We start from the raw sequence: 19,040 nt of genomic DNA, 5'->3' as shown, positions 1-19,040 counted from the left end.
CCTCTCATTACTCCACTTCCGGCGCCTTGAGTGGCGACGACGCAACCGCGCGGCGGCTCTGGAAGTGATAAGCCGCCACCAGCAGCAAAGTGAACGGAATACCGAACCACAGCGTCATGCGGAAGAATTCGGTAAACGCCGTCGAGATCATCAACGCCGTCATCAGCCCGGCGCCGAGCAAGGTGGTATAGGGAAAGCCCCACATGCGAAATTTCAGGTGGGTCTGCCGATGCCGGCGGCGGAAGAACAGGTGGGTGACGAAAATCATCAGCCAGGTAAAGCAGGCGCCATACACCGAGATAGACATCATGGCGGCGAACGAGGTTTCCGGCGCCACCAGGCTCAGCACGATAGACACCACGATACCGATGCACGACATCGCCAGCGCATTGACCGGAATGCCGCGCCGGCTGACGCGCCCCAACGCCGCCGGCGCCTGCCCGGCGCGCGACAGCGAGAACATCATGCGAGTGGTGATATACAGCTGACTGTTCATTGCCGACAGCGCCGCCACCAGCACGATAAAGTTGAAAATACCGGGGGCGGCGGGCAGATGGATCACGTTCATCGCCATCAGGAACGGGCTTTCGCCGGTGCCGGACTGGCGCCAGGGCACGATGGCCAGCATCAGGGCGATCGACAGCATGTAGAAGATGAACAGCCGCACGATGGTGCCCTTGAACGCCGCCTTCACCGCAATCACCGGATTCTTCGCCTCGCCGGCGGCCACCGCGATCATTTCAATGCTCAGGTAGCTGAAGATGGACACGATCACCGCGAACCACATGCCCTTGACGCCAAACGGCATAAAGCCGCCGGCGGTCAGGTTGCGCAGACCATAGGCCGGGTTGCCCGAGAACGCCAGCATGCCGATGCCGATCAGAATAAACGCCACGATCGCCGTTACTTTGACGGTGGACAGCGCGTATTCCACCTGGCCGAACGATTTCACGCCGATCACGTTAACGACGATCACCGCCGCCGAGAACAGCAGCACCCACGGCCAGGTCGGCGTCGCCGGGAACCAGAACTGCATGTACATGCCGATGGCGGTGACTTCGGTGCCCACCGCCAGCACCACGCAAGACCAGTAAGAGTAACGCACCAGAAAACCGAACAGCGGGCCGAGGTAGAATTCGGCGTAGTCGCCGAACGAGCCGGGCGTCGGGTGTTCGGAGGTCATTTCCGCCAGGCTGCCCATCAGCAGCAGCGCAATGACGCCACCGATCAGGTAGCTCAGCAATACCGACGGCCCCGCCATCTGAATGGCGTAGGCGCTGCCGAGAAACAGCCCGGTGCCGATGGCGCCGCCGATCGCCAGCATCGACATCTGCCCGGCGGTAAGATGCTTGTTCAACCCGCCCTGGCGGCGGGCGATATGCTCAAAATCATTCATCTGTGGCATGGCTGGGTTCCCGAGCGGAGTTAGGCGGTGCGAGTGACGTCGAGGATCGCGGCGGTCACATAGTCGATGTTGCCGGGGTTAAGCCCCGGCAGACACATGCGGCCGGGCGAGACCAGATAGATGGCGTAGCGCTGCCGCAGGGTCTGCAACTGTGCTTCGTTCAGGCCGGTATAGCTGAACATGCCGCGCTGCTCGCGAATGCGCCGATAATCCAGCGAAGAACCGCCCCGCGCCAGGCCGGCGGCCAGCTGTTCACGCATCTGCTTGATACGCAAGCGCATTTCCGCCAGCTCATTGCGCCAAAGCTCGCCGAGTTCGGCATCGCCGAGCAGGGTTTCCACGATCTGGCTGCCGTGCGTCGGCGGGCAGGAGTAGCTGCGGCGGATCAGCGTTTTTAACGCCCCTTTGACGTTGGCGGCATTTTCCGCGTCGGCGCAGCGCACCGACAGCGCGCCCAGACGCTGGCCGTACAGCGCGACGTTTTTGGAAAACGAATTGCAGACCAAAAACGGCAGATCGGTTTTCAGCGCTTCGCGCAATGCAAAGCAGTCCTCCTCCAGCCCGTCGCCGAAGCCCTGATAGGCGATGTCGAACAGCGGCAGCAGGTTGCGTCGCTGCAGTACGGCGAGCGTGGCGCGCCATTGCTCCGGCGTCAGATCGGTGCCGGTCGGGTTGTGACAACAAGGGTGCAGCAAGACCACGCTGCCCGGCGGCAGGCTGTCCAGCGCATCGAGCATGGCGGCGAAACGCAGGCCGCCCGCCGCTTCGTCAAAGTAGGGATAGGTTTTCACCCGCAGCCCCGCCCCTTCGAAAATCGCCCAATGATTGGCCCAGGTGGGATCGGACACCCAGATTTCGCCGCGCGTCAGAAAGTGGCGCAGAAAATCCGCCGCCAGCTTCAACGCGCCGGAACCGCCGACGGTCTGCACCGTGGCGATCTCGGCCGCCTGCCGCTCACCGAACAGCAGCGTCTGCACCTGGCGAGCGAACTGCGGCGCCCCCTCGATCGGCGGATAGCCATGTGGGCGACGCAGCGCCAACAACCGCTGCTCGGCCGCCTCAACCGCGCGCATCAGCGGAATATTCCCCTGCCGATCGTAATACAGCCCAATGCCTAAATTCACTTTTTGCGGATTGGGATCCTGCAAATAGGCTTCCATCAGCGACATAATAGGATCGGCGGCGGAAGGTGCAATCTGTTTAAACATGACGCATCCTTAACTCGTTATTGAATTAATATGAAGACAGGCTTAAGGAGAAATTAAATCAGGCGATAGCGCTGACGGTAATTTCTATTTTCATTCCGGGCACCACCAATTTCTCGACGATGACCGTGGAGCGATTGGGATAAGGATAATTAAAGTATTTCCGGTAAATATCATCGAGCCATTTAACGTCGTTAACGTCGGTAAGATACACGATCACCTGCAGCACCTTATCGCTGTGGCTGCCCGCCGCCTTCAGCGTCTGCGCCAGGTTATCGAAGGTCAGCGCAATCTGTCGCTCCGGCGCGCCGGTGTCGATGCTGCCGTCCGCCCGCACCGGGCCATGGGCGGTAAACAGCATGCCGCCGCCCCGGGTGGCCCAGGAAAAAGGCTGGCCGATATCCGGCAGCCCGGTCTCTACAATCTCGCGCATGTCAGTGGTTCCCGTGGTGGTCAAGTTGGCGAAGCAGCGCGCCATCGGCGGCGAACAACGCATCCAGGATGGTGAAATGGTTGGCGCCTGGCACCGCGACCAGTTCAGCCGGCAGCCCGCGTTGGCGCAGCGCCGCATGATAGTGTTGCGACTGACCTCTCAGTTCCGGCAGCTCCAATGCGCCGTAATACAGCGTAAGCGGCTTGCCGCGCGTCGGCAGGCGGCGCGCCGGGCTGAGCGTTTCAATTTGCCGCGTGGTCAACTGCAGCGCCCGATTGACATAGCTTTGTTGCAGCGGCGCCAGCTCGAACAGGCCGCTGATGGGAAAGACGGCATCCACCAACGCATGCTGCTGCCAGAGCGCCGCCAACTGCCCGCCGGCGGAATGGCCGCACAGATAAACCGGATGGGCGTAGTGCGGCGGCAGGCGGCGCTGAATGGCATCCAGCGCCATTCCGACCTGTCGGCATATTTCGTCGAGATCCACCGCCGGCGCGAGCGCATATTCCACCAACACCACGTCAAAACCCAACGCCAGCGGCCCGGCGGCGATAAAGGCAAAATCCGCCTTATCGCAGAATTGCCAATAGCCGCCGTGAATAAAAATTAACGTCCCCTGATGCGGCTTTGCAGAATAGAGCCAATCAAATGTTTCGCGTTCGCCGTTGCCATAAGCAATATTACTCTCATGGCGCGTCTGTTTATAAACAGCCGCGCTGCGAGTTTGAAATGAAGTCAAAATAGCCGCTTCATTATCCACCGTAGCGCCGTTATCATAACTCCCCGCAAGTGGTTTCATATATTAAACTTCGTTTATTATTTAAAATGTAAATTAACTATTAGCACCGGCAAAATTATTGTCAAGACGGGCGCATCAGCAATGCGCGCCCGGTAAAATAAAACCTGATGAATAATGAAAAAGTTTAACCCATGAAACTTTTTGCGCTTATTTCCCCCGCCCGTCCGGCTGAATTTGCGGCAAGGCGCTGAGCCGTTCAAATGCATAATCCCAAAAGGCGCGCACCTTCAGCGGCATGTGCTGCGCCTGCTGCGCCACCAGCTGTACCGGCATCGGCAACGGCTCATGATCCGTCAGCAGCCGCACCAGCGTACCGGCGGCCAAATCGTCCGCCACCTGATACGAGAGCAACCGGGCGACGCCCTTGCCGGCGCGCACCGCCAGCAGTTGCGCTTCCACGTCGTTGAGCAACAGCCGGGGAGCCAATCGCACGCGCTCGCCGTTTTCCTGCGGGCCGAAGCGCCATTCGCGCAGCGACGGCCGCTGGGTGCCGACGATGGTGGCGTGCTCCGCCAGCTGCGCCGGCGATCGCGGTTCACCGCAGCGCGCCAGGTAATCCGGGCTGGCGACCGTCACCCGGCTGACCTGCCCCAGGCGCCGCGCCACGCGGGAAGAGTCCTGCAGATGACCGATGCGCACCGCGATATCCAACCCTTCGTCAATCAGATCGAGATTGCGATCGTTCAATACCATTTCGATCTGCATCTGCGGGTAATCATCGAGAAATGCCATCACCACCGGCGCCACGTACCGGCGGCCGAACTGCACCGGCGAGGTAACGCGCAGCAAGCCGCTCAGCTGCGCTTCGGCGGTATCCTGCACCACCGCCTGATAATCCTGCAGCAGCTGTTGCGCGCGCTCCAACAGCCGCGCACCCGCTTCGGTAGGCGCCAGCCGCCGGGTCGTGCGCTCCACCAATCGGGTGCCGAAACGCTGTTCCAGCGCGGCGATGGCCCGGGTGATCGCCGGCGCCGAACGCCGCAGTTTGCGCCCGGCCGCCGCCAGGCTGCCTTGCTGCACCACCGCCACGAAAATCGCCAACTCGTCTAACCGATCCATAGATTCTTCCGAAAAGTGAAATTATCAATTTCCACATTGCCGGATTTCGCTCGTTCAACGCAAGAGTATGCTGACAAAAAGCACTGAGGAGAAACGCCATGTCCACCATCACACTCTACGGCACCCCGCTTTCCGGCCACGTTCATCGCGTGGCGTTGCTGCTGCGCATGCTGGCGCTGCCCTATGTATGGGTCGAAGCCTCGGCGGACGTACGGCAGAGCGCAGCCTTCCGCCGGCTCAACCCGTTCGGCCAGATCCCGGTCTTGCAGGATGGCGATCTGACGCTGGCCGACAGCAACGCCATTCTGGTCTATCTGGTGAAGCGCTATGCGCCGGACAGCCACTGGCTGCCGGAACAGCCGGCCGCGGCGGCGCGAGTGCAGGCCTGGCTTTCCAAAGCCGCCGGTGAAGTCCGCTACGGCCCGGCGGCCTGCCGACTGATCGCCCAATTCGCCGTGCCGGAGGACTATCAGGCGGCGCGGTCGGTCAGCGATCGTTTCCTGCCACAGATGGAACAGCACCTGAGCGAGCGGGACTACCTGGCCACCGAACACCCCACCATCGCCGATCTGGCCTGCCACAGCTACGTAGCGGTCGCGGCTGAGGGCGGCATTTCGCTGTCGCCTTACCCTGCGATACGTCGCTGGGCGGCGCGCATCGCTGCACTGCCCGGCTTCTTTGCCATGCCGGCCCTGCCGGAACCGGCGGGGAGCTGACGCCATGATCCCGCAACTGTTCCATCCCGATGAGCTGCGCGCACAGACGCTGGCCGGGTTTGGCGGCGTAGGCGGCGGCATCTACCCTGCGATGCCGGATCAGCACCGCGCGTTTTTCGCCGCGCTGCCCTACCTGTTCGTCGCCACGCTGGATGAACAAGGCTGGCCCATCGCCACCCTGTTCACCGGCCCGCCCGGATTTTTACGCACGCCGGACGACACGCACCTGCGTATCAGCGCATCGCGTCGCAGCGACGATCCCGCCCAGGCGCTGTTGCTGCCCGGAAAGCCGATCGGCGCGCTCGGGCTGGATTTCAGCAACCGGCGGCGCAACCGCGCCAACGGCACCGTCGGCCGCACTGACAAAAACCGGGTGGAGATCGTCGTTCAGCAAAGCTTCGGCAACTGCCCGCAGTACATTCAACGCCGCGAACTCTACCCGGTGGACAGCCGGCCGCAGCCGGTTGAGCATTTGGTCGTGCTGGATGCGGCGGCGCAGGCGCTGATCCGCGCCGCGGACACCTGCTTCGTCGCCAGCTGCGCGCATCTGGCGCTGGCGCAGGGCGGCGTCGATATTTCCCATCGCGGCGGCCGCCCCGGCTTTATCCATCTGGAAGACGACACGCTGTGGATGCCGGACTTTCGCGGCAATCGCTACATGAACACGTTGGGCAATCTGCTCGCCGAACCGCGGGCGGCCCTGCTGTTCATCGATTTTGAACGCGGTGACGTGCTGCATCTGCAGGGGGAAACGCAAATCCTCTGGCAGGCTGACGGCCATCCCGGCGTCGAAGGGGCGGAACGCTATTGGCGGTTTGACGTGCGCCGCGCCTGGCGTTTTGCGGCGGCGCTGCCGTGGCGAGGGCGCAATCTGGAGTATTCGCCGGCGACGCTGGCGACCGGGGTGTGGCGCCGCTGAGCTGAAATGAAAAGCCCCGCGGCGGCGGGGCTGGATCGGAAATTACAGGCTGTGTTCGGCCGCCGATGCGGCCTGATAAAGCTGACGAAAATAATTCAACCGCGCAAAGAACAGGCGGCTTTGCTGCTCCGACATATTGCCGGCCACCTGCCCGGCGTCAATCTGCCGCCCTTGCCATTCCATCAGGGCGATGCTCGACGCCAAAAAATCCATTTCGCTGCCGTAGGCCGCGAGATGTCTGTCCACTGATTTCATCATTCGCACACTCCTTTTAATCACATCGAAAAGGGTCATATGCCTGCTCTTTCAGTATCGACCCGACGGCGGATATTTTTTGTACAGAAGATGCGCAGTGAGAAAACGGCCATCTTGTCGTCGCGTCGGCAAACGGCGGCGGCAAAGTTTGCTAGGGTAAAGGGTAGCCGTATGGAATAGACCACTCCGTTGAACTCAGCAAAGGAAGAGACTCATGAGCATCAGTATCCGCGCCACCCTCAAGGATCCCACGCTGTTCCGCGAGGCCAATTACATCGACGGGCAATGGTTGCCGGCCCAGGAAGGCCGCACGATCGCCATTCATAACCCCGCCAACGGCGAGCTGGTCGGCCACGTGCCGGCCTTCGGCGCCGAAGAAACCGCTCGCGCCATCGCCGCCGCAAAGAAAGCGCTGCCCGCCTGGCGCGCGCTGACCGCCAAAGAGCGCGCCGGCAAGCTGCGGCGGCTATTTGAGCTGATGATGGAAAATCAGGAGGATCTGGCGCGCATCATGACGGCGGAACAGGGTAAACCGCTGGCCGAAAGCCGCGGTGAGATCGCCTATGCCGCCTCCTTTATCGAATGGTTCGCCGAGGAAGGCAAGCGGGTGTATGGCGACACCATTCCACAGCCGCAGGCCGGTCGCCGCATCATCGTGCAAAAAGAGCCGATCGGCGTGTTCGCCGCCATCACCCCATGGAACTTCCCGGCGGCGATGATCACCCGTAAAGCCGGCCCCGGCTGGGCCGCCGGCTGCACCGGGGTGATCCGCCCCGCCAGCCAAACGCCGTTCTCGGCGCTGGCGATCGCCGTGCTGGCGGAGCGCGCCGGGTTGCCCGCCGGGGTGTGCAACGTGATAACAGGCCCCAGCAAAGGCATCGGCGGCGAACTTACCGCCAACCCGGACGTGCGTAAACTCTCCTTCACCGGCAGCACCGAAGTGGGGGCGCAGCTGCTGGCCCAGTGTGCGCCCACCATCAAGAAAACCAGCATGGAGCTGGGCGGCAACGCGCCGTTTATCGTGTTTGACGACGCCGATCTGGACGCCGCCGTGGCCGGCGCGGTCGCTTCGAAATACCGCAACGCCGGCCAGACCTGCGTCTGCACCAACCGTTTTCTGGTGCAAGACGGCGTATACGATGCCTTCGCCGCCAAACTGAAAGCCGCCGTCGCCAAGCTGAAAGTCGGCAACGGCCTGGATGACGGCGTCACCATCGGCCCGTTGATTAACCCGGACGCGGTGGAGAAAGTGCGCGAGCATATCGCCGACGCGGTCGAGCACGGCGCCTCGGTGCTGCTGGGCGGCAAGCCCGACGCGCTGGGCGGCAATTTCTTCAGCCCGACCATCCTGACCGACGTGCCGCGCACGGCGAAAATCTTCCGCGAGGAGACGTTCGGCCCGGTGGCGCCCCTGATCCGCTTCAGCCAGGAAGCCGACGCCGTCGAACTGGCCAACGACACGCCGTTCGGCCTGGCCGCTTACTTCTACAGCCGCGACATCGGCCGGGTGATGCGCGTGGCCGAAGCGCTGGAGTACGGCATTGTCGGCATCAACGAAGGGCTGATCTCCACCGAGGTGGCGCCGTTCGGCGGCATGAAACACTCCGGTTTGGGCCGTGAAGGCTCAAAATACGGCATCGAAGACTATCTCGAGATCAAATACCTGTGCCTCGGCGGGCTGGGCGCTTGATGCGGTCGCTATTCATATCGGCTGCCGCTGACGCGCGCAGAGGAAAGCGACCGCGTTAGTCCTCGCCTTCCTCGGCCCCTGCGCCGCAATGCCTGGCTTGCCGGCTCCGCCTGCCTGTACGGAGCCGGTGAGCCAATCAGGCGTCCTGATTGAGTGCGTTGCCGATCGCCTCCTCACACTGCAAGATATTATGGTGGTGACAAGCCAGCGGGATAATCTTGAGCTGCGCGCAAACCGCGCCCAGCCCATTATCTTCCAGCGCCAGCAGCGGCGCCGTTATCGCCTCCGGCAACTGCGGATTACCCTCCGTCGCCTTAAACAGCGTCACTTTCGTGGTCTGCAATCGGCGGCTCAGCCTTCCCTCTGACAGCCGCCGCTCCGCCTGCCCGGCGGCCATGGCGCGTGTCGCCGCCTCCCCCTCGATGCCCAGCGCAGGCAGCAGTCGCTCCAGCGGCAGCTCCGCCGTGGTCTGCCGATAGAAGCTGTCCAGCAGATACAGCTGCACGTTACAGCAGCCGCGCACCTCCAGGCGAGCGGCGATCTCCAGTGCGATGATGCCCCCCAGCGACCACCCGAGAATGCGCACCGGCCCGGCGTCTTGCAGCAGGCCGGCGGCAATCATGTCGTTCAGATACCGTTCGGCCAGCTCGCCGAGCGAGTCGATGGTCGGTTGATGGTAAAGATTGTGGTTATCGACGCCATAGCAATTGAGTCGCCCTTGCAACGGCTGAGCGAAAGCATGAAACGCCTCCGCGCCTACCAGCGCCGGGTGGATCATCCACACCGCGGGCACGCCGTCTGTCCGGCGGTTAAGCGGCATGACCAAACGGCGCTCGTTGGCGGCCAGCAGATTTTTCAGGGTGCGGCTTTGCAACAGCTGCACCACCGGCACCGGCGCGCCCATCAGCGCCCCCATGCCGACGCACAGGGAGATCGCCTTGATCGAGGTGCCGCCCAGCAGGAAGAAATCGTCCGTCATGCCGACCTGCTCGCACTGCAGCGCCTCCTGCCACAATCCACACAACTGCTGCTCCAGCGCGTTCGCGGGAGCGACATAGGCCTGCGGCGCATTCGCCGTCGGCGCCGGCAACGCCTTGCGATCCAGCTTGCCGCTGGAGTTGTACGGCAACGCTTCCAGCCGCACCAGCGCCGCAGGCAGCATGTATAGCGGCAATTGCCCGCTCATAAAGGCCAGCAGCGCCGACTCCTCCAACGGCGCCTCACTGACGTAATACAGCGCCAGAAGCTGCCGATGCGCCTCTGACAGCACCACGGCGCAGCAGGATTTGATCGCGCCGAACGCCAGCGCACATTGCTCGACCTCCCCCAGCTCGACGCGGTAGCCATTGATTTTCACCTGAAAATCCATACGGCCGAGAAACTCCAGATTGCCGTCCGGCAAATAGCGCCCGGCATCGCCGGTGCGATAAAGCCGCTCCCCCAATTCCGGATGGTAGATGAATTTTTCCTCGGTCAGCGACGGATTGCGGTAATAGCCGCGCGCTACGCCGGCCCCACCGATGTACTGCTCCCCCGGTAAGCAGGGCGGCAACACGCGCAGATGGCGATCCAGCACATAGAAACGCTGATGAGCCATCGCCCGGCCATAAGGCACGCTGGGCGCCAGGATCGGCGTTTGCGGAATATCGTACAAAATCGACCAAATGGAGCTTTCGGTCGCGCCCCCGGCGCTGACTACCCGGCACCCTGGCCGCCATTGGCGAATGCGCGCCGGCAGTGAACGCGAGATCACCTCGCCCACCAGCACCACGTTGCGCAGATGCGGCCACTGCGCCTGCGACGCGGCGGACTCCAGCTGCTCCACCAGCAGCGCCATCACCGAAGGCGCGGAATTCCAGAAGGTCACCCCCTGAGTCATCAACAACCGATGCCACGCCTCCGGCTGATAGCGTTCGGTTTCGGACGGCATCACGATGGCGCCGCCCACCGACAGCAGGCCGAAAATATCGAACACTGAAATGTCGAAGCTCAGCGCGCTGAGCGCCAACCCGCGATCGTCCGCGCCGAGTTCCAGCTGGTGCAAGGTATCGATGATGCTGTTCACCGCGCCGCGATGTTCTATCGCCACCCCTTTCGGCGTGCCGGTAGAACCGGAAGTGAAGATCACATAGGCCAGCGCGGAAGGCGCCGGCAAGACCGGCTCACCCGGCGCCGCCGGCGGTAACGCGTTGACCGCACCTTGCGGATCGATCGTCAACAGTCTGGCGTCACCGTGGGCCGCCCACGCCCGGCTGCTGAGGATAATCCGGGTCTGCGACTGCGCGACGATATCCAGACGGCGGCGTTCCGGCCAGGCGCCGTCCAGCGGCAAATAGGCCTTGCCGGCCATCAGGATCGCCAGCACCGCAATGATTTGCGCCCGCCCTTTGTCCACCATCACCGCGATGGTGTCGGCGCGCATATCCGCATGCTCGCGCAGCTGCAACGACAGCGCCAACGCACGCCGATACAGCTCACCGTAGTTCAGCTCACCCCATTCATCGACGATCGCTACCCGCTGCGGATGGCGCTCGGCCTGACGGATAAAATCATGATGGATGGCGCGTTCGAAATCGTAGGCCGGCGGACAGGATTGACGGAAGGCGCGCTGCCGCGCCGTTTCACTCGCCGATACCAGCGCCAACTGACTGACGCGCTGCTCGCCGTGATTGACGATCTGCGTGAGGATCGTCAGATAATACTCACCCAACAGCGCCAGCGTGGCCGGTGCAAACAGGGCGGTGGCATAGTTGAAGATCGCCCTGCCGCCTTGCGGCGCCGACTGGATGCTCAGCGTCAAATCGAATTTGGCCGCCTGATAGTGTGTCAACAGATCCTGCGGCACCAGCCAGGCCGGCGCTTCACCCGCCTCTTCCAGCGCGAACAGCGTCTGAAACAGCGGATGGCGCGACAGATCGCGCGGCACCTGCAGCAGTTCAATCAACTGATCCAACGGTAAATTCTGATGCCGCTGCGCCTGCAGCACGCCGTCAAAGACCCGATGCACATAATCGTTCAGCGACGCCGCATCGTCTATTTGCGAGCGCAACGGCAGCGTATTGACGAAGAATCCGATCGCCGAGCGGGTCTCAACCACCGGCCGGTTAGCGACCGGCGTGCCGACCAGAATGTCTTGCTGGCCGCTGAAGTAACCGAGCAGCAGCTTAAAGGCCGCAAGATACAGCGCAAACGGCGTGACACCTTGCCGCCGGGCGAACTGCGTCGCCTGCATCGTCAGGACCTCCGGCAGCGCGATGACGTGATTGGCGCCGCGATGATCGAAGCGCGCCGGCCGCACGAAATCGAGCGGCATCTCCAGCGCCTGCCACCCATCCAGCGCTTGTCGCCAATACGCTTTCGCCTCATCCGCCAGCGCGGAGTCCAACCAGCGCTGCTGCCAGACGGCATAGTCGCCATACTGCAGCGGCAACGCCGCCAGCTCAGCCTCCCGCCCTTGCCGCTGCGCCTGATACAGCGCATCCAACTCCTGCAGCAGCACCGGCTGCGACCAGCCGTCAAACGCCAGGTGGTGCACCAGGATCAGGCTGTAAGTCACCCGCCCGCCATCAGGCTGCGCCACCTGGTAAACGCTCGCCCTGATCGGCAACTCCGCCTCCAGGGCAAACGGCCGATCGATATCCTGCCGCAGTCTGTCCGGCCAGCTCGCCGCCTCCAGCGCCACGCGCTCCAGCGAAAGCGTTTGTTCACAGGCACGGGCGACGGCGAGTTGGGACGGCTTCTGGGCAATCAGGCTGTGCAACACCTGATGCCGGGCGACGATCGCCTGCAGACTGCGCTCGTAAGCCGTCAGACAGACCTCCTCGCCGAGACGGAACAGCATCGGCACATGATAAAGATTGCCGCCGCCGTTCAGGTTCTCGATAAACCACAGCTGCAGCTGTGAAGCGGAGAGCGGATACTCGCGTTGCCGCAGCGGCGGGATCGACATCGGCGCGGCGCCCTGCCCCTGCCCCTGCCGCAGCAACGCACGGCACAATGAACGGATCGTCGGGAACCGACCCAGCTCGCTCAACGTCACCTCGCCCCCCAACCGCTGACCGATCTGGTAACAGGCCTGGATCGCCAGAAGGGAATTGCCGCCCAGCGAGAAGAAATTGTCCTCCACGCCGATATCCTGCCGCTGCAACAGATCGCGCCACACTGCCAGGCAAGCGTTCTCCCGCTCGTTCTGCGCCGCGACGAACTCGCGCGCTGCTCTTTTCGGCGCCGGCAACGCCTGTCGGGCTATCTTGCCGTTTTCGGTCAGCGGCAGCTGTGCCAGCTGCATCAGCGCCTGCGGCACCATGTAAGGAGGCAGTTGGCTGCTCAAATGCTGCGCCAAATCCTGCGGGGCGATCGCCTCATCGGCAACGAAGTAAGCGGCCAGACAGGGCTGAGGGTCGGTGATGAGCACGCAACAACAGGCGGTCACCCCCGGATAACCGAGCGCGGCATGCTCTATTTCACCCAGCTCGATGCGGTAGCCGTTCAGCTTGACCTGCTGATCGAGACGCCCCAGGAACTCCACATTGCCGTCCTCAAGCCACCGACCCGCGTCGCCGGTGCGATACACCCGCTCCTGCAGCTCCTCATGCCAGAAGAAACTCTCGGCGGTGCGTTGCGGATCGCCGTAATACCCGCGCGCCAACCCTTCACCGGCCAGATAGATCTCCCCGCGCACGCCCGGCGCCGCGAGCCGTCGTTCGGCATCCAGAATGTAGCAGCGCTGGTGCGGCAACGGTTTGCCGTAAGGAATGCTGACCGAGCGAATTTTCTCGCCTCGCGGCACCTCATACAGCATGGTGAAGATCGCCGCCTCCGTCGCGCCGCCGGCGCTGCAGAAGCGGACGTGTGGCGCCCAGGCCAGGCAGCGTTCCGGCAGCGAGGTGGCGATCCAGTCGCCCCCCACCATCACCGCCCGCAGCGCCGGCGCAGGCCCGGCCGCCAGCCCCGCGCCGTTTACATAGTCCAACAACAGCTCCATCAGGGCCGGTGCGCTCAACCATTGCGTCACTCGATGTGTCATCATCAGCTGATACCAGGCTTGCGGATTGACCCGATCTCGCTCGGCCGGCATCACAACCGCGCCGCCCGCGCTCAACGGGCTGAAAATATCGAAGATCGCCAGATCGAAGCTCAACGCGCTGAGCGCCAGGCTGCGATCCCGCTCGTTGAACCCAAAATACCGCCGAACGCCTTCCAGCATGTTCACCGCGCTGCGATGTTCGATCGCCACGCCCTTGGGCGTGCCGGTCGAGCCCGAAGTGAAAATGATATAGGCCAGGCTGTCAGCACCGGCCTCCACCGCCGGCAGACGCCTCTCCGGCAGCGGCAACTGCGCCGCCAGCCCGCCGGCATTCAGTTCGACCAGGTTGATCTCGTCGCAGGCCCAGGGCGCATCGCTGAGCAACGTATTGATGCCGGCCTGCGCCATCACCTTCAGCCGCCGCTGCGGCGGCCATGTCGCCTCCATCGGCAAAAACGCCTTGCCGCACATCAGCGCCGCCAACAGGGCGATCGGCTGCCGGCGCCCCTTGTCGGCGACGACGGCGATGGCGTCGCCGGTCATCTTGCCCTGCACACGCAGTTGAGTGGCCAGCGTTAACGCCGCCTCGTGCAGTTCGCCGTACGTCATTTCCCCCTGCGCGTCGATCACCGCGACGGCCCGCGGATTGCGCTGCGCATGCCGCACGAAATCCTGTTGCAGGCAGCGTTCAAACGCATAGCTAAAGGCCGGCGCCGCAGGCAGCGCCGGGCTCTGCGGCTGCAGACGAATATTTTCCAGCGGCCAGTCATCGTGGCGCGCCATCTGTTGCAATAGGGCGAGATAGTAGCCGGCCAACCGATCCATCGACGCTTTGCTGAACAGCGCCGACGCGAAGTTGAAGCGCGCGCGCATCTGCTCCCCCTGCGGCGTCAGCGTGAGCGTCAGATCGAACTTGGCGGTGCGCTCATCAGCGCTCAGATCGACCACCGACAGCCAGTCCGGACGCGCCGGTGCGCCGCTTTCGCCCTCCAGCGCGAACATGACCTGGAACAGCGGATGCCGCGAAAAGTCGCGCGGCAGCGCCAGAGCGTCCACCAGCGCCTCCAGCGACAGCGTCTGATGCTGCTGCGCCCGCAGCGTCGTGGCCGCAACCTCTCGCACAAACTCGGCAACGCCCTGACGCGGGTCGATCTGCCGGCGTAAAGGCAGCGTATTGACAAAGAATCCGATCAGATTCTCCAGCTCAGGGCGATTGCGGTTCGCCAGCGGCGTGCCCACCATCACATCGTTCTGGCCGCTGTAGCGGGCAAGCAACAGCATGAACCCCGCCAGCATCACGGCATGCAGCGTCACGCCCTCCTGGCGCGCCAACGCCTCCAGCGCCTTCACCAGCGCCGCCGGCAGCGACACTTCGCTGTTGTCGCCGCGTACGTCGAAGACCGCCGGCCGCAAAAAATCCACCGGCAGCGAGAGCGGCTGCCAGCCCGCCAGCTCTCGTTGCCAAAAGGCCAATTCGTCGGCCCGGCGCTGCACATTTTCCGGCGCGTGTTGCCAGCAGGCATAGTCGAGGTATTGCAACGCGGGCTCCCGCGGCGCAGGCGGCGCGCCCCGATAGCGCGCGTCCAGCTCCTGCAGCAGCACCTCAAGCGACCAACCGTCAAAGACGATGTGATGGAACACCAACAGACAAACGGCCGTTTCCCCGCCCGCCGCACCGCGGTAACGGTAGCGCGTGGCGCGCAGCGGCAGCTCGCGCGTCAAATCCATCGGCCGGCTGCAGGCCTGCGCCAGCGCCATGTCAAACTCAGCGCCGCTCACCGTCAGCAAAGGCACCGGCAGCACGGCGTCGCTGACCCACTGGCTGGCTTCGCCCCGCTCATTCTGGCGAATCAGGCTACGCAGGATCTGGTGGCGCTCGACGATCGCCTGCAGACAGTCCGCAAAACGTTGGTCATCGATGTCCGGCGCCAGCCGCAGCAGCACCGGCGATAGATAGTGCGTGGCGTCCGCCGACAGTTGCTGAACAAACCACAATCGCGACTGCTGAAGCGACAGCGGCCCCTCCCGCAGCTCGCTGGCGAGGATGGGCGGCTCATCCGACGGCGCCTGCCGTTGAGCGGCGATATGCTCGCTCAGCGCGGCCACCGTCGGATGCTGATTCAACGTCAGTACCGAGATCTTCGCCCCCGGCAGTTTATTCACTTCGTGACACAGCCTGATGGCCATAATGGAGTTGCCACCGAGGCGGAAGAAGTTGTCGTCCATGCCGACATGGCCGCCCAGCAGCCGATTGAACAGCGCAAAAAGCTGAGTCTCCAGCGGCGTTCCCGGTTGGCGAAACGCCGTTTGCCGCTCGATCGGCAGCGGTTCCGGCAATGCCCGGTAATCGACCTTGCGGCTCACCGTCAGCGGCAGCGCCGACAGCGCCGACAGCGCCGACGGCAACATATAATGCGGCAGCTGCGCCGCCAGGCGTTGCAAGATGTCGCCGGCCTGCGGCGTCGCGCCGGGCTTCGGCACATACCAGGCCGCCAGTTGGTCCGTCGTGCCGGGGCGCAGGGTCACCACCGCCTCGGCCACCTCGGGCAGCGCGCGCAGCTGCATTTCGATCTCGCCCAACTCGATGCGATAGCCGTTGATCTTGATCTGCTGGTCGTGTCGTCCGAGATAGTCCAGGCTGCCGTCGGCCAAGCGCCGTACCCGGTCGCCGGTGCGATACAGGCGCCGGTAAGGCTCACGCAGTTCAAAAGGATTGGCGACGAATGCGGCTGCCGTCAGCGCCGGCAGCTTCAGGTATCCGCGCGCCAGGCCGACGCCGGCCAGACACAGCTCGCCCTCCGCCCCCAGCGGCATTAGATTGTCATGCTCGTCAACCACATAACAACGCATATTGGCGATGGCGTGGCCGATATTGCGCGCGCCGTTGCGGCGATAAATATTCAGACTGGCGCTGACCGAAGCCTCGGTCGGGCCGTACAGATTGGCAACCTGCATGCCGCAGGCCAGGTAATGGTCGAGCGCCTCCTGCGCGGTCGCCTCGCCGCCGGTCGCGAGATAGCGCACCGAAGCCGGCAAGTCAGGCAAGGTGCCAAGCAGCGCCGGCGGCAGGAAACAGGCTTCGATGCCCCAGGCCGCCATTTGCCCGCACAACAGCGCCGGATCGCGCCGCTGCGCCTCGCCCGCGATAAACAGCCGGTGGCCGTTGCTCAGGGCCATGAACACTTCAAACACGTGCGCGTCAAAGGCCAGCGACGCGAACTGCAGGCAGTTGAGCGCGCCCGATTCATTGCGCAGCAAACGCTGCGTATGGCCCCGCACCATGTTGGCCGCGCCCCGGTGTTCGCACAGCGTGCCCTTCGGCCGCCCGCTGGTGCCGGAGGTATAAATCACGTAGGCCAATTGCCGGGCTTCGACATTCGGCAGGCTCGCGGCATCCGCATCGGCAAGCGATTCATCCGCCGCCAGGCAAACGCCGCCCGGCGCCAGTCGCTGCGCCGCCCCTTGCAATGCGCTTTCCGTCAGGACGATGGGGCTGTTCACCTCTTGCAAAATATATTCCAGGCGCTGCGCCGGCGCCGCGGGATCCAGCGGCACATAGGCGCCGCCCGCCTTCATGATGGCCAGCATCGCCACAACCGCTTCCGCGCTGCGCTGCAGATACAGCGGGATCAGCGTCTCTGACGGCATGGCGGCGCCGCGCAACCGGCGATATTCTTCCCGCAGCCGTAACGCCAGGCGATCGCTGCGCTGCGCCAGTTGGCGGTAGCTGAGCGAACCGTTGGCTTCGGTTACGGCGATGCGCTCCGGATGATGGCGCGCCTGGCGGCTTACGCCGTCGAGCAGTGTTGCCCCTGGATCGGCCGTGTCCGGCTCGCTATCCCAGGCGTCGCGGCAGCGTAAAACCTGCTGCGCCGTGAGCTGCGGCCACGCGGCTATCGGCGCGTCCGGTTCGGTTAGCGCACGCTGCAATAGCCCGAGATACTGCTCCGCCATCTCCGCCATTTGCGTGGCATCGAACAGATCGGGCCGATAACGCAGGCGAAACTCAAAGGCCTGCTCGGTCGGCTGATACTCCAGCAGCAGTTCCGAACCGGCCAGATCGACGTTGTAACGGTGATTGACGCCGATGCGGCAACCGTCAAGCGCCAGCGGCGCATCTTTCAGGTAAGCCTGAGTGAAATTGACGTTCAGCTCGCGCACCGGGCTGAGGTTCAGCATGTCATAAACCGGCAATTGGCTGTGCCGCAGCTTGCCCGTCGCCTTGAGCGCTTTGCTGTAGGCCAGCGTCGCGCGGTACAGCTGGTTGAACGTGGCTCCCGGGGCGAGCGTTAAGGGAAACACCGCGGTGTTGACCTGGGCGCCGAAGAACAGCGGCTCGCCGCCGTCCGGCGCGACGGGATAACCGATATGCACCGTGTCCTGCGCGGATTGCCGGGCGATCAGCAACGCCCACAGCGTTTTGAATATCAGGAATGGGTTGGCATACCTGACGCCGGACTTCAGCGCCTGCCACTCGGCGAACGGCAACGTAAAGCGCACTTCGCCGGCGCCGGGGGCTTCGGGGGCTTCGCCGGGGAGATAAGGCAACGCTACGCGCGGGGCGCATTCGGCCAACCGGTCGCCCCAGAATGACGCGGAAGCGAAGTCCTGCTTCAACGCCGCGATATCCGCCTCATAGCGCCGGTACAATCGACAAATGTCCGTTTCATCCGCCTGCGGCGGCGCCACGGCCGCCCCGCGATTGTAATAGGCGGAAACGGCGTTGTAGAACTCCTGGCCGGACAGGCCGTCGATCAGGATATGATGAACGACAATGATCAAATTATAGCGCTGCGGCGCCAGCTCAATCAGGTAGAAGCGGCACAGCGGCCCCTCCCGGAGATCGAACGGCGTATTGATTAATTTGCCGACATCGCAATCGGCATCAAGCGTTTCCAACGCAATTTTCTTCTCCGTCTTTACCCAGCGTAATTGCGGCGAGCTGTCGTCGAGGACATGGTGAAACAGAATATAGTCCCGGCACACCCCGTCGATCGCCGCGCGCAGTCGATCGACGTCCAGCGCCCCCTCAATGGTCTGATCCAGCACCAGGTTGTACTCACAGGAGTGTGGATTGAGGACGTATTCATTCCAAAACGTGTGGGTATAGGGTGAAGCGATGATCGCGCCCATGAATCAATTCCCTTTTAATATATTCCAATAATATATGAATAGATATTTATGCATGGCACAAATACCGTGATGGTTATGCGATTGAGCTGTTAGGCGAAAACTTAAAAAACATAATAGCGAATATTATTTTATTTTTATGAAAAATAAAGCCACAAAAACACAAATAAACAAAAACCATCAAAAAACAATGACATAAAAAATAACTTATCATTTCAAAATAATTCTTTATTTTTCATTCACAAATAAAATAACTATTGCAAATAAATTAAAAACAAAGATAGGAATATATTTAATATAAATAAATTTAATTTAAAGGCATCGCAGGAAAAGCGATAAAAAAGAGAATCTTCTTAAATGAAAACACGCATCTTTCAGTTGCGCTATTCCAAAGCGTACGGTG

General features: G+C 62.7%; 10 protein-coding genes. 3 read left to right on the top strand and 7 right to left on the bottom strand.

The genetic code is table 11. The features are described from left to right. Positions 1-7 precede the first annotated feature (7 nt). The 5 genes from IMX17_RS02610 to IMX17_RS02590 form a co-directional block, all read right to left on the bottom strand. The gene (locus IMX17_RS02610; RefSeq protein WP_193549309.1) at positions 8-1,405 is read right to left on the bottom strand and encodes an amino acid permease; all 1,398 of its coding nucleotides are present in this window, start codon (positions 1,403-1,405) and stop codon (positions 8-10) included. A gap of 20 nt (positions 1,406-1,425) precedes the next feature. Further along, positions 1,426-2,613 (bottom strand): amino acid aminotransferase, encoded by a 1,188-nt coding sequence (locus IMX17_RS02605; protein WP_193549308.1) that lies wholly within the window; start codon positions 2,611-2,613, stop codon positions 1,426-1,428. A 58-nt stretch (positions 2,614-2,671) separates the two neighbouring features. Continuing rightward, the gene (locus IMX17_RS02600; protein ID WP_033643621.1) at positions 2,672-3,043 is read right to left on the bottom strand and encodes a RidA family protein; all 372 of its coding nucleotides are present in this window, start codon (positions 3,041-3,043) and stop codon (positions 2,672-2,674) included. Position 3,044: 1 nt separating this feature from the next. Beyond that, entirely contained in the window at positions 3,045-3,842 is a 798-nt protein-coding gene (locus tag IMX17_RS02595) for an alpha/beta hydrolase (RefSeq protein ID WP_193549307.1), read from the bottom strand. Between the two features lie 147 nt (positions 3,843-3,989). Continuing rightward, complete coding sequence (locus tag IMX17_RS02590) at positions 3,990-4,901, bottom strand: LysR family transcriptional regulator (RefSeq protein ID WP_033632680.1); 912 nt, start codon at positions 4,899-4,901, stop codon at positions 3,990-3,992. A gap of 98 nt (positions 4,902-4,999) precedes the next feature. Here IMX17_RS02590 and IMX17_RS02585 point away from each other — a divergent pair, with 98 nt between their 5' ends. Together IMX17_RS02585 and IMX17_RS02580 are read left to right on the top strand one after the other, a co-directional pair. Further along, positions 5,000-5,617, top strand: coding sequence for a glutathione S-transferase family protein (locus tag IMX17_RS02585; RefSeq protein ID WP_193549306.1), 618 nt, complete (start codon positions 5,000-5,002; stop codon positions 5,615-5,617). Positions 5,618-5,621: 4 nt separating this feature from the next. After that, entirely contained in the window at positions 5,622-6,536 is a 915-nt protein-coding gene (locus IMX17_RS02580) for a pyridoxamine 5'-phosphate oxidase family protein (RefSeq protein WP_193549305.1), read from the top strand. A gap of 42 nt (positions 6,537-6,578) precedes the next feature. Here the strand turns inward: IMX17_RS02580 and IMX17_RS02575 are convergent, their stop codons facing one another. Beyond that, positions 6,579-6,794: a glycogen synthase gene (locus tag IMX17_RS02575; protein WP_004935234.1), complete on the bottom strand. Its 216-nt coding sequence runs from the start codon at positions 6,792-6,794 to the stop codon at positions 6,579-6,581. A gap of 211 nt (positions 6,795-7,005) precedes the next feature. Between IMX17_RS02575 and gabD the strand changes: the two genes are divergently transcribed. Next, positions 7,006-8,481 (top strand): NADP-dependent succinate-semialdehyde dehydrogenase, encoded by a 1,476-nt coding sequence (gabD, locus tag IMX17_RS02570; protein WP_193549304.1) that lies wholly within the window; start codon positions 7,006-7,008, stop codon positions 8,479-8,481. Positions 8,482-8,617: 136 nt separating this feature from the next. On the opposite strand, the gene IMX17_RS02565 is transcribed toward gabD, so the two are convergent. Next, positions 8,618-18,640: a non-ribosomal peptide synthetase gene (locus IMX17_RS02565; RefSeq protein ID WP_193549303.1), complete on the bottom strand. Its 10,023-nt coding sequence runs from the start codon at positions 18,638-18,640 to the stop codon at positions 8,618-8,620. Between the last annotated feature and the right edge of the window lie 400 nt (positions 18,641-19,040).

The organism is Serratia sp. X3, from assembly GCF_014982455.1.
Lineage (GTDB): Bacteria > Pseudomonadota > Gammaproteobacteria > Enterobacterales > Enterobacteriaceae > Serratia > Serratia ureilytica.
Note: the sequence above shows the minus strand (reverse complement) of the source record. Positions and strands in the feature narration are given on the sequence as shown.

Excerpts from the sequence above, each read along its gene's own strand:
- IMX17_RS02595 (WP_193549307.1), bottom strand. The coding sequence starts at position 3,842 with ATGAAACCACTTGCGGGGAGTTATGATAACGGCGCTACGGTGGATAAT.
- IMX17_RS02575 (WP_004935234.1), bottom strand. The coding sequence starts at position 6,794 with ATGATGAAATCAGTGGACAGACATCTCGCGGCCTACGGCAGCGAAATG.
- IMX17_RS02585 (WP_193549306.1), top strand. The coding sequence starts at position 5,000 with ATGTCCACCATCACACTCTACGGCACCCCGCTTTCCGGCCACGTTCAT.
- IMX17_RS02605 (WP_193549308.1), bottom strand. The coding sequence starts at position 2,613 with ATGTTTAAACAGATTGCACCTTCCGCCGCCGATCCTATTATGTCGCTG.
- IMX17_RS02580 (WP_193549305.1), top strand. The coding sequence starts at position 5,622 with ATGATCCCGCAACTGTTCCATCCCGATGAGCTGCGCGCACAGACGCTG.
- IMX17_RS02590 (WP_033632680.1), bottom strand. The coding sequence starts at position 4,901 with ATGGATCGGTTAGACGAGTTGGCGATTTTCGTGGCGGTGGTGCAGCAA.
- IMX17_RS02565 (WP_193549303.1), bottom strand. The coding sequence starts at position 18,640 with ATGGGCGCGATCATCGCTTCACCCTATACCCACACGTTTTGGAATGAA.
- IMX17_RS02610 (WP_193549309.1), bottom strand. The coding sequence starts at position 1,405 with ATGCCACAGATGAATGATTTTGAGCATATCGCCCGCCGCCAGGGCGGG.
- gabD (WP_193549304.1), top strand. The coding sequence starts at position 7,006 with ATGAGCATCAGTATCCGCGCCACCCTCAAGGATCCCACGCTGTTCCGC.
- IMX17_RS02600 (WP_033643621.1), bottom strand. The coding sequence starts at position 3,043 with ATGCGCGAGATTGTAGAGACCGGGCTGCCGGATATCGGCCAGCCTTTT.